Annotated in this window: 8 protein-coding genes and 1 tRNA gene; all 9 read right to left on the bottom strand. The window is 72.0% G+C overall.

The genetic code is table 11. The features are described from left to right. Positions 1-100 precede the first annotated feature (100 nt). The 9 genes from ACWD11_RS09445 to ACWD11_RS09405 all read right to left on the bottom strand — a co-directional run bounded on the left by ACWD11_RS09445 (position 101) and on the right by ACWD11_RS09405 (position 15708). Positions 101-177 (bottom strand) — tRNA-Thr (locus ACWD11_RS09445). Between the two features lie 107 nt (positions 178-284). Continuing rightward, positions 285-1904, bottom strand: a complete 1620-nt coding sequence (locus ACWD11_RS09440; RefSeq protein WP_389416911.1) for an alpha/beta hydrolase — start codon at positions 1902-1904, stop codon at positions 285-287. A 175-nt stretch (positions 1905-2079) separates the two neighbouring features. Next, on the bottom strand, positions 2080-3285 hold the full coding sequence (locus ACWD11_RS09435) for a DNA polymerase III subunit delta' (RefSeq protein ID WP_451282236.1): 1206 nt from the start codon (positions 3283-3285) through the stop codon (positions 2080-2082). Positions 3286-3699: 414 nt separating this feature from the next. After that, on the bottom strand, positions 3700-7254 hold the full coding sequence (tmk, locus tag ACWD11_RS09430; protein WP_451282234.1) for a dTMP kinase: 3555 nt from the start codon (positions 7252-7254) through the stop codon (positions 3700-3702). A 128-nt stretch (positions 7255-7382) separates the two neighbouring features. After that, positions 7383-10223, bottom strand: a complete 2841-nt coding sequence (topA, locus tag ACWD11_RS09425) for a type I DNA topoisomerase (RefSeq protein ID WP_451282232.1) — start codon at positions 10221-10223, stop codon at positions 7383-7385. 260 nt (positions 10224-10483) lie between these two features. After that, positions 10484-10681, bottom strand: a complete 198-nt coding sequence (locus tag ACWD11_RS09420; RefSeq protein ID WP_389416907.1) for a hypothetical protein — start codon at positions 10679-10681, stop codon at positions 10484-10486. Positions 10682-10946: 265 nt separating this feature from the next. Next, positions 10947-12464, bottom strand: coding sequence for a DUF7059 domain-containing protein (locus ACWD11_RS09415; RefSeq protein WP_451282230.1), 1518 nt, complete (start codon positions 12462-12464; stop codon positions 10947-10949). A gap of 46 nt (positions 12465-12510) precedes the next feature. After that, positions 12511-13110, bottom strand: a complete 600-nt coding sequence (locus ACWD11_RS09410; protein ID WP_389416905.1) for a small secreted protein — start codon at positions 13108-13110, stop codon at positions 12511-12513. A 186-nt stretch (positions 13111-13296) separates the two neighbouring features. Then, positions 13297-15708 carry a sodium-translocating pyrophosphatase gene (locus tag ACWD11_RS09405; protein WP_451282228.1) on the bottom strand — a complete coding sequence of 804 codons (2412 nt, stop codon included), beginning with the start codon at positions 15706-15708 and terminating at the stop codon, positions 13297-13299. Positions 15709-15749 lie beyond the last annotated feature (41 nt).

Genomic DNA, 15749 nt, shown 5'->3' with positions numbered 1-15749 from the left:
TCGCTTCGCAGGTGCTCCCGCCCCCGGTCCGCGCGCCTCCACTACCGCTTCCGCGCAACAAAAAAGACCCCGGCTCGGAACTGTCCGACCGGGGTCCTGGTGGAGCCGCCTTCGGGATTCGAACCCGAGACCTACGCATTACGAGTGCGTTGCTCTGGCCATCTGAGCTAAGGCGGCGCGCTGTCCGCACTATGGTGCGATCAGCAACGTCGGTAAGTCTACACAGTTTCGGAAGGTGCTCCGTACCGGCCCCGGCGGGGGTGGGACCGGGGCCGGTACGGGGCCTATGAGCAGCGCTTCCGGTCCGTCGGCGGGGTCCCTCGCAGGAGGTACGCGTTGACCGTGCGGTCGATGCAGTCACTGCCCCGGCCGTACGCGGTGTGGCCGTCGCCCTCGTAGGTGAGCAGGCGGGCCGAGGAGAGCTGGGCGGCCAGCGCGCGGGCCCAGCGGTACGGCGTCGCCGGGTCGCGGGTGGTGCCGACCACGACGATCGGGGCCGCGCCCTTCGCCTCGATGCGGTGCGGCTCGCCCGTGGGGGCCACCGGCCAGTACGCGCAGTTCAGCGAAGCCCAGGCCAGGCCCTCACCGAAGACGGGGGACGCCTTCTCGAAGGCCGGCAGGGCGTCCCGCACCTGCTCGGGGGTGTCGAAGGCGGGCGGGAGGTCCAGGCAGTTCACGGCGGCGTTGGCGAACATCAGGTTCGAGTAGCGGCCCTCCGCGTCCCGTTCGTAATAGCTGTCCGCGAGGGCCAGCAGACCCGCGCCGTCGTTCTCCTTCATCGCCGCGGTCAGCGCCTCGCGCAGCTGTGCCCAGGCCGCCTCGTCGTACATCGCCGCGATCACGCCGATGGTGGCCAGGGACTCGCCCAGCTCACGGCCGTCCGCGTCGCCCGTGGGGATCGGCCGGGCGTCGAGCTTCCCGAAGAACGCCTTGAGGTTCTTGCCGACCTCGCCGGCCTTCGCACCCAGCGGGCAGTCGGGCTGCTGGACACAGTCCCGCGCGAACGCCTGGAACGCCGTCTCGAACCCCGCGGTCTGGTCGAGGTTCAGCCGGCGGGCAGGCAGCGACGGGTCCATCGCGCCGTCCAGGACCAGCCGGCCGGCGCGCTTGGGGAACAGTCCCGCGTACGTCGCCCCGAGGAAGGTGCCGTAGGACGCCCCGACGTAGTTCAGCCGCTCGTCCCCCAGCACCGCGCGCAGGATGTCCATGTCCCGGGCCGCCTCGACGGTGGACACATGGCGCAGCAGCTCCGGGGAGTCCGCCCCGCAGCCCTCCGCGAACGTCTTGTACGCGTCGACCAGTGCCGTCTGCTCCCGGTCGTCGTCGGGTGTCAGATCGGTCCGGGTGTACGTGTCCATCTCGGGCCCGTCGAGGCATTCGACCGGTTCGCTGCGGGCGACGCCCCGCGGGTCGAGGGCGACCATGTCGTAGCGGGCGCGGACCTCGGCCGGGTAGCCGATCCCGGCGTACGCCTGGAGGTAGGCGACCGCCGAGCCTCCCGGCCCGCCTGGGTTGACCAGCAGCGACCCGATCCGCTTGCCCGGGCCCGTGGCCTTTTTGCGGGCGACGGCCAGCCGGACGTCGTCCTCCCCCGGCTCGGCGTAGTCGAGCGGCGCCTTCAGCGTGGCGCACTCGAAGCCGGGAGTCCCGCACTCGCGCCAGTTCAGCTTCTGGCCGTAGTACGGCGACAGCGCGTCCGGGGTCGCCTGCGGCAGCGCGGCCAGCGCGGCCTCCGCCGCCGGGCTCGCGGACGTGGTCGAGCCGCCCGTGGAACAGGCGGAGACCACCAGGGCGGCGACGCCGATGAGAGCTGCGGCCGCGCGGACTCCGTGGGGCCGGGGGCGGGCGTGCCGGTGGGACCGGGTACTTGGGGTGGGGGTCGGGTGGGGGCGCCTGAGGTGCATCAAGCGAGCGTAACTCTGTGCAGCGGCGGGGGAGCCCTCTGTGAGGATCACAGCTCGTACGGGTTACGTGGTCAACCTGCCGTTGATGCGACGGGGGACGGGGTGTGGGTGAGCTGCCCGCCTGGCGCGTGGGCCGCGCCGCAGGGTGACCGGTTGCCGCCCGGCGCCGACGGGCTCAGCCCGCTCTCAGCGCCATCGTCATCGCCTCCACCGCCAGCAGCGGAGCCACATTGCGGTCCAGCGCGTCCCGGCACGCGGCGATGGCCTCGATCCGGCGCAGCGTGGACTCCGGGGTGCTGCCGCGGGCGAGCCGCTGCAGGGTGTCCTCGGCGTCGGCGTTGGCGATGGCCACGCGGGAGCCGAGCTGGAGGGCGAGGACGTCGCGGTAGAAGGCGGTGAGGTCGGTCAGGGCGAGGTCGAGGCTGTCGCGCTGGGTGCGGGTGCGGCGGCGCTTCTGCTTGTCCTCCAGGTCCTTCATCACGCCCGCCGTGCCGCGCGGGAGCCGGCCGCCCTGGGCCGCGCCGAGGGCCGTCTTCAGCTCCTCGGTCTCCTTGCCGTCCATCTCCTCGGCGAGCTGCTTGGCGTCCTCGGCCGCCGCGTCGACGAGTTCCTGCGCGGCCCTGAGGCAGCCGCCGATGTCCTCGACCCGCAACGGCAGCTTGAGAACGGCGGCCCGGCGCTCGCGCGCGGCCGGGTCCGTGGCCAGCCGGCGCGCCCGGTCGACGTGGCCCTGCGTGGCGCGGGCCGCGGCGGCGGCGACCGCGGGCTCGATGCCCTCCCGGCGTACCAGCATGTCCGCGATCGCGTCGACGGAGGGCGTACGCAGGTTCAGGTGGCGGCAGCGGGAGCGGATCGTGGGCAGGACGTCCTCGATGGACGGGGCACACAGCATCCAGACCGTACGGGGGGCAGGCTCCTCCACCGCCTTCAGGACGGCGTTGGCCGACTTCTCGTTCAGCCGCTCGGCGTCCTCGACCAGGATGATCTGCCAGCGGCCGGTGGCCGGTGAGGTGAACGACTTGCGGACGGTGTCCCTCATGTCGTCGACGAGGATCTGCGAACCCACGGCGGCGACGGTGCTGACGTCGGCATGGGTGCCCACCAGCGCCGTATGACAGCCGTCGCAGAAGCCGCAGCCGGGGGTCCCGCCGAGGGCGCGGTCGGGGCTGACGCATTGGAGCGCGGCGGCGAAGGCCCGGGCCGTCTGGGCGCGGCCGGCGCCGGGGGGGCCCGTGAAGAGCCAGGCGTGCGTCATCTTCGACGCCTCGGGGGGCGGGACGTGGGTGGCGGCCGCGGTGACCAGGGCGTCGGCGTCCCGGGCAGCGGCGATCAGCTGCTCGCTCACCTTCTCCTGCCCGACGAGGTCATCCCACACGGTCATGCCACACGCCGCCTTTCCGTCCACCTGCAGCGGTACGGCATCCATTGTGCGGGTCGCCACTGACAACGAGGTCCGCCCACCGCCACGCGGACGCCGACCGACAGCTCAACACGGCCCCCGGCCCCCGCAACTCGACACCGCAACCGCACCCGCACGGACACGGGCCGACGGCGCAGCACCGCCCCGGCCCCGCATCTCGACACCACAGCCGCACCAACACGAGCCGAAGGCTCTGCACCCCGCCCCGGCCCCGCTCATCGGCACCGCAGCCCCCGACGCCCAGCCGAGGACTGAGCACCGCCCCCATCCCCGGCCGACAGCTCACCGACACCCCCGCCCCGCTCATCGGCACCGCAGCCCCCGGCACCCGGCCGAGGACTGAGCACCGCCCCATCCTCGACACCGGCCGACGGCTCAGCGCCGCCCCCGCCCCCGGCCGCGCTCATCGTCCGGCTCGTCATCCCGCGGGCCGAGCAGTTCGTCCGCCAGTGACGGCAGATCGTCCAGCGGTGTCTCCTCCGCCCAGTCCGACCGCGGCCGCCGGCGCCGCCGACCCGACTGCGCTCCGCCACCCCCGGAACCGCCCTGCCCATCGCCCCGCGCCTGACCCTCGGCATCGACCTGCGGCAGCTCCCGCGTTCGGTCGTTCGCCCCGTCGCGCCGGGCGTCGTCCCGGGCATCCTCCCGGAAGAACCCCGGCGGAACCCGGTCCGCCGGATCCCCGCCCCGCACGGGCGGCAGCACCGCGGTCTCGTCCGCGGCGCCCGGAGCGACCTTCGGCAGCACGGCCGTCTCATCAGCAGCCCGCGCCGGAGCCGCCGCCGTGTCATCAGCAGCCCGCGCCGGAGCCGCCGCCTCATCCACGTCCCTCACCGGACGCAGCACCGCCGTCTCCTCAGCGCCCCGCACCGGAGGCAGCACCGCCGTCTCGTCAGAGGCCCCCGAGGGCTCCCCCGGCCGCGGCAGCACGCTCGTCTCCTCCGAGGCCCCCGACGGCTCCCCCGGCCGCGGCACCTCCGCAGTGTCCTCGGAATCAGTGACCCCGGCATCAGCCTCCCGGGCATCCGCCGCCCCGGAACCCGACACCTCGGCATCCGTCACCCGGGCATCAGCCACCCGGGACTCCGCCACCCCGTAACCCGCACCCGGCACACCCGGCACACCCGCCGCACCCGCCGCACCCGCCGCACCCGCCGCACCCGCCGCCCCAGCGTCAGCCCGCGGCAACACCGCAGTATCCTCCGCAGGCCCCCCGGAGGCATTCGTCGGCGTCACCACCGGCGTAGGAACCGTAGCCGCGTCCTGCGCGGCCGCAGGTGCCGCCGGAGTCGCCCGCTTCGGCCCCGCCCCGGCCGTCTCCGCCGCCGCGGCCGCCGCCTCGGCCAGTCGCCGCGCCTCCTCGGCCCGCAGCAGCGCCTCTTCCGCCTTGCGCTGCTTCTCCAGGCGCCGCGCCTCGGCCTCGGCGCGCAGCCGTGCCTCCTCCTCGGCCTGCCTGCGGCGGCGTTCCTCCTCCGCCCTGCGGCGGGCCTCTTCCTCGGCGCGGGCCTTCTCCTCGGCGAGCAGCCGCTGCCGTTCCTCCTCGGCACGGCGAGCCGCCTCCTCGGCGCGCTGCCGGGCCTCCTCCGCCTGGCGTTCGGCCTCGCGGCGCTGCGCCTCCTCCAGCTCGCGGCGCTTGCGCTCCTCTTCCTCGGCGCGCAGCCGGGCGAGCTGCTCCTGGCGTTCGCGCTCCTGCCGCTCCTCCTCGGCCTTGCGGGCGGCCTCTTCCTCGGCCTTGCGGCGGGCCTCCTCCTCGGCCCTGCGCCGCGCCTCCTCCTGCTCCCGGATCTCCTGCTCGGACAACGGCAGCGCCTGGTCGAGCCGGTGCCGGATGACGGTCGTGACGGCCTCCGGCTCCTGGCCCGCGTCGACCACGAGGTAGCGGCCGGGGTCGGAGGCGGCCAGCGTGAGGAAACCGGACCGCACGCGCGCGTGGAACTCCGCGGGCTCCGACTCCAGCCGGTCCGGCGCCTCGGTGAAGCGCTCGCGCGCGGTCGCCGGGTCGACGTCCAGCAGCACGGTCAGATGCGGCACCAGACCGTTGGTGGCCCAGCGGTTGATACGGGCGATCTCGGTGGGCGAGAGGTCACGGCCCGCCCCCTGGTAGGCCACCGACGAGTCGATGTACCGGTCGGAGATGACCACGGCGCCCCGCTCCAGCGCGGGCCGGACCACCGTGTCGACGTGCTCCGCGCGGTCCGCGGCGTACAGCAGCGCCTCCGCGCGGTGCGAGAGCCCGGCGCTGGAGACGTCCAGCAGGATCGAGCGCAGCCGCTTGCCCACCGGCGTGGCGCCCGGCTCGCGCGTGACGACGACCTCGTGGCCCTTGCCCCGGATCCACTCGGCGAGCGCCTCGGCCTGGGTGGACTTGCCGGCGCCGTCGCCGCCCTCCAGGGCGAGGAAGAAGCCGGACGCGGTGGGCGTCTGCTCGGGGTCGTCACCGCCGCGCAGCGCGTCGCGCAGATCGTGCCGCAGCGGCACACCGGACCGGTCGTCCACCTTGGCCAGCACCAGCGCGGCCACCGGCAGCAGCAGCGCGCCGACCAGCATCAGCGTGAACGCGGCACCTCCGTGCGCGAACACGAACCGGCCGCTCTCCAGCCGGTGCGGGCCGATCGCCGCGGCCACCAAGGGCGCGACGACCGCACCGAGCGCCACGAACACCCGTACGACCGCGTGCAGATGCTCGGTCGTACGGGGGCGGCGGAACTCCTCGGTCTCCTGGTCCAGCAGCGTGTGACCGGTGTTGGCGGCCACGCCCGCGGCGGCGCCCGCGAGGGCGACGACCAGCAGGACGGTGGTGACGTCCGGGACGAGACCCGCGGTGAGCAGCGCGACGCCGGTGAGCGCGATGGCCAGTGCCAGCAGGCGGCGCCGCGACAGCGAGACCAGCGCCTTGGGCGCCGTACGGATGCCGACGACGACTCCGCCGGTCAGCGCGAGCACCAGCAGGCCGTACAGCACCGGGCCGCCGCCCAGGTCCTTGGCGTGCAGCACCGACACGGCGACGGCGGCGGCCACCGCGCCCGCGACGGACGCGCAGGCCGGCACCAGCAGCGGGATCGCGCCGGTGCGGCCCTTGTCGACACCGGTGCCCGTCTTGGGGCGGCGCAGTCCCTCCAGCGGGGAACGCGCGCGTGGGGTGCGGGTGTCCGGCAGTTCCAGGAAGGTCAGCACGGACAGGGACGCGGCGAACAGACCGGCCGCGACATACGAGGGCAGCGCGGCCTGGTGCTCGCCGAACCAGTCGATCCCGGTGGCCAGCAGGTTGTTGAACAGGGCCGCGGTGACCAGCGCGGCGGCCGCGAGCGGCACCGCGAGGAAGCCGGTACGCAGGGACAGCCGGCGCAGCGCGTCCATGTGGTCGGGCAGCGGGCGTACCGTCGCGCCCTCCGGCGGCGGGGCGGGCAGCAGCGCGGGCGCCGCGCTCTCCCGGCACACGGCCCAGAACCGCTCGGCGACTCCGGTCACGAAGACGGTCACCAGCAGCAGGGCCAGGGCGTTGTCAGGCGTCCAGTCGATCCACAGCGGCGCGACGATCAGCATCGCGGCCCGCACGCCGTCCGCGCCGACCATCGTCCAGCGGCGGTCGAGCGGCCCTTCCTGCGAGGTCAGCGAGGTGAGCGGGCCGAGCAGGACGGCGCCGAAGAGGAGGGTCGCGAGGATCCGCGCCCCGAAGACGGTCGCCACTGCGAACGCCACGCCCCGGTATCCCCCGCCGAAGGACCCCTCGGCGATGGCCGCTTGGAGCGCGAGGAGGACCAGCACCAGCAGGGCGAGGACATCGCCGACGCTGCCCACCAGCTGTGCGCTCCACAACCGCTTGAGCTGCGGTCGGCGCAGCAGGGCGCGGACGGCGCGTTCGCGCGAGTCCGCCGCGAGGGCGTCGTCGGGGGCCGGCGGATGGGCCGTTGGCTGCTCGGCACGCGTCATGCATTCAGCCTATCGGCAGCCACCGACAGTCCGCGGGGGCCGTCCGAACGTACGCCCGCCCCGACACCAAAGAGTGATGCCGGGGCGTTCGTTTCGCGAAGAAGTACGGGGATTGAGCCGGGTGCGGCTCAGTCCTCCGCGGCCGGCTTGGCGGCCGTCGCCTTCTTCGCCGCGGTCTTCTTCGCGGTCGTGGTCTTCTTCGCCACGGTCTTCGTCGCAGCGGTCTTCTTCGCGGCCGTCGCCTTCTTGGCCGGGGCCTTCTTGGCGGCGGTCTTCTTCGTCGTCGCCTTCTTCGCCGTCTTCTTGGCGGGCGTCTTGGCACGCTTCTCGGCGAGCAGCTCGAAGCCGCGCTCCGGGGTGATCTCCTCGACGCTGTCGCCGGAGCGCAGGGTCGCGTTGGTCTCCCCGTCGGTGACGTACGGACCGAAGCGGCCGTCCTTCACCACGACTGGCTTCTCGCTGACCGGGTCGACGCCCAGCTCCTTCAGCGGCGGCTTGGCGGCGGCCCGGCCACGCTGCTTGGGCTGGGAGTAGATCTCCAGCGCCTCTTCGATGGTGATCGTGAAGAGCTGGTCCTCGGACTGGAGCGAACGCGAGTCCGTGCCCTTCTTCAGATACGGGCCGTAGCGGCCGTTCTGCGCGGTGATCTCCTGGCCCTCGGCGTCGGTGCCGACGACCCGCGGCAGCGACATCAGCTTCAGGGCGTCGTCGAGCGTGACCGTGTCCAGCGCCATCGACTTGAACAGCGAGGCCGTCCGCGGCTTCACGGCGTTCTTGCCGGTCTTCGGGGTGCCCTCGGGGAGGATCTCGGTGACGTACGGGCCGTAGCGGCCGTCCTTGGCGACGATCTGGTGACCGGTCGCCGGGTCGGTGCCCAGCTCGAAGTCGCCGCTCGGCTTGGCGAGCAGTTCCTCGGCCAGCTCCACGGACAGCTCGTCGGGCGCCAGGTCCTCGGGGATGTCCGCGCGCTGGTGGTTCTCGGAGTCCTTCTCGCCGCGCTCGATGTACGGGCCGTAGCGGCCGACCCGCAGCACGATGCCGTCACCCACCGGGAACGAGGACACCTCGCGCGCGTCGATCGCGCCCAGGTCGGTCACCAGCTCCTTGAGGCCGCCGAGGTGGTCCCCGTCGCCGTTGCCCGCCTCGGCGGCACCGCCGACGGCCGCGGCCTCGCCCTCACCGAAGTAGAACCGCTTCAGCCACGGCACGGACTGGGCCTCACCGCGGGCGATGCGGTCGAGGTCGTCCTCCATCCTGGCGGTGAAGTCGTAGTCGACGAGCCGCCCGAAGTGCTTCTCCAGGAGGTTGACCACGGCGAAGGACAGGAAGGACGGCACGAGGGCCGTGCCCTTCTTGAAGACATAGCCGCGGTCGAGGATCGTGCCGATGATCGAGGCGTACGTCGACGGGCGGCCGATCTCGCGCTCTTCGAGCTCCTTGACCAGGCTGGCCTCGGTGTAGCGGGCCGGGGGCTTGGTGGCGTGCCCGTCGACCGTGATCTCCTCGGCGCTGAGCGCGTCGCCCTCGCTGACCTGGGGCAGCCGGCGCTCGCGGTCGTCCAGCTCGGCGTTCGGGTCGTCGGCGCCCTCGACGTAGGCCTTGAGGAAGCCGTGGAAGGTGATCGTCTTGCCGGAGGCGCTGAACTCGACGTCGCGGCCGTCGGCGGCGGTGCCGGCGATCTTCACGGTCACGCTGTTGCCGGTCGCGTCCTTCATCTGGGAAGCGACGGTCCGCTTCCAGATCAGCTCGTAGAGCCTGAACTGGTCGCCGGTCAGTCCGGTCTCGGCGGGCGTGCGGAAACGATCACCCGAGGGGCGGATCGCCTCGTGCGCCTCCTGCGCGTTCTTCACCTTCCCGGCGTAGGTGCGCGGGGCGGCGGGCAGGTAGTCGGCGCCGTACAGCTGCGTGACCTGCGCACGGGCGGCGGCGACGGCGGTGTCGCTGAGCGTCGTGGAGTCCGTACGCATGTACGTGATGTAGCCGTTCTCGTACAGCTTCTGGGCGACCTGCATGGTCGCCTTCGCGCCGAAACCGAGCTTGCGCGACGCCTCCTGCTGGAGTGTCGTCGTACGGAAGGGGGCGTACGGCGAGCGGCGGTACGGCTTGGACTCGACCGAGCGGACCGCGAACCGCGTCTGCTCCAGGGCGGCGGCCAGGGCGCGGGCGTTCGCCTCGTCGAGGTGCAGGGTGTTCGCGCTCTTGAGCTGTCCCAGGGAGTCGAAGTCGCGGCCCTGCGCGACCCGCCTGCCGTCGACGGTCTGCAGGCGGGCGACCAGCGACGACGGGTCCGACGAATCCCCGGCGCGGCCGGTCGCGAAGGTGCCCGTCAGGTCCCAGTACTCAGCGGAACGAAACGCGATGCGCTCGCGTTCCCGCTCCACCACGAGCCGGGTGGCGACCGACTGGACGCGGCCCGCCGACAGCCGGGGCATGACCTTCTTCCACAGGACCGGCGAGACCTCGTAGCCGTAGAGGCGGTCGAGGATGCGGCGGGTCTCCTGGGCGTCCACCAGCTTCTGGTTCAGCTGCCGGGGGTTGGCCACGGCGGCCTGGATCGCGGCCTTGGTGATCTCGTGGAAGACCATCCGCTTGACCGGGACCTTGGGCTTGAGCACCTCCTGGAGGTGCCAGGCGATGGCCTCGCCCTCGCGGTCCTCATCGGTGGCGAGGTAGAGCTCGTCCGAATCCTTCAGCAGGTCCTTGAGCTTCTTGACCTGGGCCTTCTTGTCGGCGTTGACCACATAGATCGGGGCGAAGTCATGTTCTACGTCCACACCGAGGCGGCGGACCTCACCGGTGTACTTCTCGGGCACCTCCGCGGCGCCGTTGGGGAGGTCGCGGATGTGCCCGACGCTCGCCTCGACAACGTATCCGGGGCCGAGATAGCCCTTGATCGTCTTCGCCTTGGCAGGCGACTCGACGATGACGAGTCGGCGGCCGCCCTTCGCGGTCTCGCTGGTCGGGGACAACTTCGCTCTTCTCTCCGGTCGACGCTGGGTGATCTCCCCAGGCCTGCTCTCCCGGGGTCGGGTACTGGTGACGCTGCGGAGTGTGACGGTACATCCCGCCCCCGTGTCAAACGGGAAAAGCCCGCAACGGCCACTCGAACGGTAACCCGACTACCGCCATTCCTGCCGCCCGGAGTGGCCACCGGCCTTTTCGAGCGTTTCCGGAGGAGTGCCTCCCAGTTATCGGAGTCCCAGCCCGGGCCCGGTACCAACAGCGGTTCTCACAGGCGGGTGAAGCACCACACGGCGAGGGCGAGCGCGATCACCGCGGCACAGCTCGCGAGGGTCGTGGATGCGACGGGGTTCACACCGTGGGCGACCGGTTCCCGGTGCCGCGCCCGGGCCGCCGTCCACACCAGGAGCCCGGCTCCGAACAGGCCGAACACCAGTCCCGCGAAGATCGCCGGTCCGCTCTCCATGGCGCCCCTGCCCCCTATTCCCCGCTCCGCGCATGCCTCGGCACCGCGAGGCTGACACGCGCGGGCGGCGGCGGGGCGAACCCGAGGTGAACGCCGGGGCGACGCGGCGGAGGGCCCACGGGGGTCGTCCCCCGGGCGTGCCGCCGGAATGCACGTGAAGGATGCCGGCCGGCGATCCAGGCGCAGGATCTCGGCCGAATTCACGCCCCTTGAAGCGGCCCGCGAGGCCCCGCCAGGGCGCCCCCGAACCCCGGCGCCCCCGCCCTCACGCCGGATCCAGGAACCCCTGCTCCACCAGCAGCCGGATCTGCGCGGGCGTACGGTCGCGCAGCAGCACCGGGTCCTCGCCGACCAGCTGGGCGATGGCGTCCAGGATGCGCCCCGCGCTGAGCGTGCCGTCGCACACGCCCGCGAACCCGGCGCCGACCGTGTCCACCTTGGTGGCCCGGCGCATCCCGCGGTTCTGGCGCAGCACGACATGCTCGGGGTCCTCGGCGCCGGGCAGTCCGACCTGCTCCTGGACGATTTCCGCGGCGAGCCGGAAGTGCCCTTCGAGCAGGGCCGCGTCGTCGTGCGCCCGCAGGTAGTCGAGGCGGCCGAAATGCGCCCGTACCGTGTCGCCGAGCGGCTGCTCGACGGGGTGCGGCCACTCCTCCACGGTGACGGAGGGCACGGCGGCGCCCGTCCTGCGCAGCGTGATCCAGCCGAAGCCGACGGCCTTCACCTTGCGCGCCTCGAACTCGTCCAGCCAGGCGTCGTACCGCGCCTGGTACTCGGCGGGGTCACCGTGGTGGTCGCCGGCGTCCCGCAGCCACAGCTCGGCGTACTGCGTGACGTCCTGCACTTCGCGCTGGACGATCCACGCGTCACACCCTCGCGGCACCCATGACCTCAGCCTGTCCTGCCAGTCCTCCCCCGCGACGTGCTGCCAGTTGGCGAGGAACTGCGCGAACCCGCCCTCGTTCAGGCGGTCGCCCGCACCGACAACGAGCGACCGGCACAGATCGTCCCCGCCCATCCCGCCGTCCCGGTACGTCAGCCGCGCGCCCGGCGAGATCACGAAGGGCGGGTTGGAGACGATCAAGTCGTACGTCTCGTCGTCCCGGACCGGCTCGAACAGCGAGCCCGCGCGCAGATCCGCGTCCGGCGCGCCGGACAGGGCGAGGGTCAGCGCGGTGATGTGCAGCGCGCGCGGGTTGAGATCGGTCGCCGTCACGCGCGTGGCGTGCTGGGCGGCGTGCAGGGCCTGGATCCCGGAGCCGGTGCCGAGATCGAGGGCGGCGGAGACGGGCGTACGGACGGTGATGCCAGCGAGGGTCGTGGAGGCGCCGCCGACGCCGAGGACGACGCCCTCCTCGGTGCTGCCGATGCCCCCGGCGCCGCCAACAGCGCATCCGAGGTCCGAGACGATGAACCAGTCCTCGTCCGCGGGGCCGCCGTAGGGCCGTACATCCACGGTCGCGGCCAGCTCGTCTGCGCCGGCCTCGACCAGCCAGCCGGTCTCCAGGCACGCGTCGACGGGCAGCACGTCCGCCACGCGCGCGTGCGGGACGGGCTGCTGAAGAAGGAACAGCCGGACGAGCGTCTCCAGCGGCGTGTCCCCGCGGGTCGCCCGGAGCGCGGGGACGGTCTCGCTGCGGGCGAGCGCCGCATACGCGGGCGCACCGAGCAGTTCGAGCAGTCCGTCGGCGGTGAAGGAGGCCCCGAGCAGGGCCTCCCGCAGCCGGGCGGTGACATCGGAACGATCGGAAGCGGGCAGAGCGGGCAGCCTGGAGGTACTCACGCCCCCATTGTGACCCGCACTACCCGCTCCTCGCGGCTGCTCGGCGTCAGCTCGCCGCGGCCGTGGCCGCCCCGGACGCCGCGTTGCAGCTGGGCTGCTTCGCCATCGCCTGGCCGACCTCGCCCTCCTCCAGTTCCTTGAGGGCGTTGCTGCCGCTGGTGCTGAGCTTGTTCAGCTCGGTGGCGATGTCCTTGAGGCCGTCCGCGAACTTCGCCTGGTCCTTGGTGTCGAGTTCGTCGACCTGCTTCTTCAGGGAGGCGTAGGACGCGGAGATGCTGTTGAGCTCCTTGACCGCGTCCTGCTGCTTCTTCTCGCTGTTCTTGGCGTCCCCGGCGTCCGGCGCGCCGGCCTTGTCCACGGCGTCGCCGATCGCCTTGTAGGCGTCGGACATGTCCTGGAACGCCTTGGCGTCGGTCTTCTGGACGTCCTCCGGCGAGCTGTTGTCCGAGGTTTCCTTCTGGATGGCGATGTTGGCGGCCTCGATCTTCTTGGCCTGCGGCTTTACGGCGTCGCAGACCTGCTTGGCCCAGGCGTCGAGCTTCTCGTTGCCGTCATCGCTGCTGCATCCCGACAGCGCCATTACCAGTACCGCACCGCCGGACAGCGCGGCCGTGAGCTTCTTGTTCACCGGATTGGTCCCTTCCATGGCTCTCGGCCCCGGAACATACACGGCAGAGGGTCGAGATCCCTACGCCGACTGTCCGTTACGTTCACTTCTGGGCCGTTTGCACCATGTGAGAGAAGGCTCACGAAGGGGGCGTGAACACACAGAGCGGGCGGGAAGCGCGTCCGTACGCGCCTCTCGCCCGCCCTGGTGAGCCGGGCCGTGCGCCTAGCTCCCCGAAATCACCGCCCGGTCGCCCGAGTCGGCCGTCCGCTCCGCGCTGTCGTCGTCGCCCATGGCGATCCCGCGCCGCTTGGAGATGTACACGGCACCGGCGATCACCAGGAACGACAGCACCGCGATCAGTACCCGTGCGCCGATGTTCTCGTCGTCGCCGTACGAGAAATCGATCACCGCGGGAGCGATCAGCAGCGCCACCAGGTTCATCACCTTCAGCAGCGGGTTGATCGCGGGACCGGCGGTGTCCTTGAAGGGGTCGCCGACCGTGTCGCCGATCACCGTGGCGGCGTGGGCCTCGCTGCCCTTGCCGCCGTGGTGGCCGTCCTCGACGAGTTTCTTGGCGTTGTCCCAGGCGCCGCCGGAGTTGGCCAGGAACACCGCCATCAGCGTGCCCGCACCGATCGCGCCCGCCAGGAAGGCGCCGAGGGGGCCGACGCCGAGCGTGAACCCGATGAAGATGGGCGCCATCACGGCGAGCAGACCGGGAGTCGTCAGTTCCCTGAGCGCGTCCCGCGTACAGATGTCGACGACCTTGCCGTACTCCGGCTTCTCCGTGTAGTCCATGATTCCGGGCCGCTCGCGGAACTGCCGCCGCACCTCGTAGACCACCGAACCGGCCGACCGCGACACGGCGTTGATGGCCAGTCCGGAGAAGAGGAACACGACCGCCGCGCCGGCGATGAGGCCGACGAGGTTGTTGGGCTGCGAGATGTCCATCATCAGGCTCAGGGGCGCGTCGTCGCCCGACAGCTTCTCGCCCACGTCACGGGCGCCGGTGGTGATGGCGTCGCGGTAGGAGCCGAAGAGCGCCGCGGCCGCGAGGACCGCGGTGGCGATGGCGATGCCCTTGGTGATGGCCTTGGTGGTGTTGCCGACCGCGTCCAGGTTGGTGAGCACCTGGGCGCCCGCGCCCTCGACGTCGCCGGACATCTCGGCGATGCCCTGGGCGTTGTCGGAGACCGGCCCGAAGGTGTCCATCGCGACGATCACACCGACCGTGGTGAGCAGGCCGGTACCGGCCAGCGCCACCGCGAACAGCGCCAGCATGATCGACGTACCGCCGAGCAGGAAGGCCCCGTAGACGCCGAGGCCGATCAACAGGGCGGTGTAGACGGCCGATTCGAGGCCGACGGAGACACCGGCGAGGACGACGGTCGCGGGACCGGTCAGGGAGCTCTTGCCGATGTCCCTCACCGGACGGCGGTTGGTCTCGGTGAAGTAGCCGGTCAGCTGCTGGATGACGGCGGCGAGCAGGATGCCGATCGCCACGGCGATGAGCGCGAGGATCCGCGGGTCGCCGCTCTTGCCCTGGATGGTCGCGTGGGTGACGCCGTCCAGGTCGGCGTAGGACGAGGGCAGGTAGACGAAGACCGCGATGGCCACCAGGACCAGCGAGATCACCGCGGAGATGAAGAAGCCGCGGTTGATCGCCGTCATGCCGCTGCGGTCGCTGCGGCGCGGGGCCACGGCGAAGATGCCGATCATGGCCGTGATCACGCCGATCGCGGGCACCAGCAACGGGAAGGCGAGACCGGCGTCGCCGAAGGCGGCCATGCCGAGGATCAGCGCGGCGACCAGGGTGACGGCGTACGACTCGAAGAGGTCGGCCGCCATGCCCGCGCAGTCGCCGACGTTGTCGCCCACGTTGTCGGCGATGGTCGCGGCATTGCGCGGGTCGTCCTCCGGAATGCCTTTCTCGACCTTGCCGACCAGGTCGGCGCCGACGTCGGCGGCCTTGGTGAAGATGCCGCCGCCGACCCGCATGAACATCGCGATCAGCGCGGCACCCAGACCGAAGCCCTCGAGCACCTTCGGCGCGTCGGCCGCGTACACCAGCACCACACAGGAGGCTCCCAGCAGACCGAGCCCCACCGTGAACATGCCGACGACGCCGCCCGTGCGGAAAGCGATCTTCATGGCTTTGTGCGAGACGGCGGTGAGATCCTTTTCCGGCTCACCCTCCGCCGGGGTCGCTTCCCGGGCCGCGGCGGCCACCCGCACATTGCTGCGTACGGCGAGCCACATGCCGATATAGCCGGTGGCCGCCGAGAACGCGGCGCCGATCAAGAAGAACACCGATCGGCCGATGCGCTGATTCCAGTCGTCCGCGGGGAGCAGCATGAGCAGGAAGAAGACGACCACGGCGAATACGCCGAGCGTGCGCATCTGCCGGGCCAGATAGGCGTTGGCGCCTTCCTGGATGGCCGTCGCGATCTTCTTCATGCTGTCGGTGCCCTCGCCCGCCGCGAGCACCTGGCGCAGCAGGATGCCGGCCACCACGAGCGCCGCCAGGGCGACGACGCCGATGACCACGATCAGTCCGCGGTTGCCATCGGTCAGGACTGCGGCTGCGAAGGTTGTGGGCTGATCCAACTGATGAGGGGTAGAAAGCCCCGCCATTCGTCCTCCTTGACGCTTGGGCTGAGCTCAAGATGTGGACG

The organism is Streptomyces sp. NPDC002776, from assembly GCF_053592195.1.
This window is presented reverse-complemented; position numbering and strand designations above follow the sequence as displayed.

Excerpts from the sequence above, each read along its gene's own strand:
- ACWD11_RS09440 (WP_389416911.1), bottom strand. The coding sequence starts at position 1,904 with ATGCACCTCAGGCGCCCCCACCCGACCCCCACCCCAAGTACCCGGTCC.
- ACWD11_RS09435 (WP_451282236.1), bottom strand. The coding sequence starts at position 3,285 with ATGACCGTGTGGGATGACCTCGTCGGGCAGGAGAAGGTGAGCGAGCAG.
- tmk (WP_451282234.1), bottom strand. The coding sequence starts at position 7,254 with ATGACGCGTGCCGAGCAGCCAACGGCCCATCCGCCGGCCCCCGACGAC.
- ACWD11_RS09420 (WP_389416907.1), bottom strand. The coding sequence starts at position 10,681 with ATGGAGAGCGGACCGGCGATCTTCGCGGGACTGGTGTTCGGCCTGTTC.
- ACWD11_RS09410 (WP_389416905.1), bottom strand. The coding sequence starts at position 13,110 with ATGGAAGGGACCAATCCGGTGAACAAGAAGCTCACGGCCGCGCTGTCC.
- ACWD11_RS09405 (WP_451282228.1), bottom strand. The coding sequence starts at position 15,708 with ATGGCGGGGCTTTCTACCCCTCATCAGTTGGATCAGCCCACAACCTTC.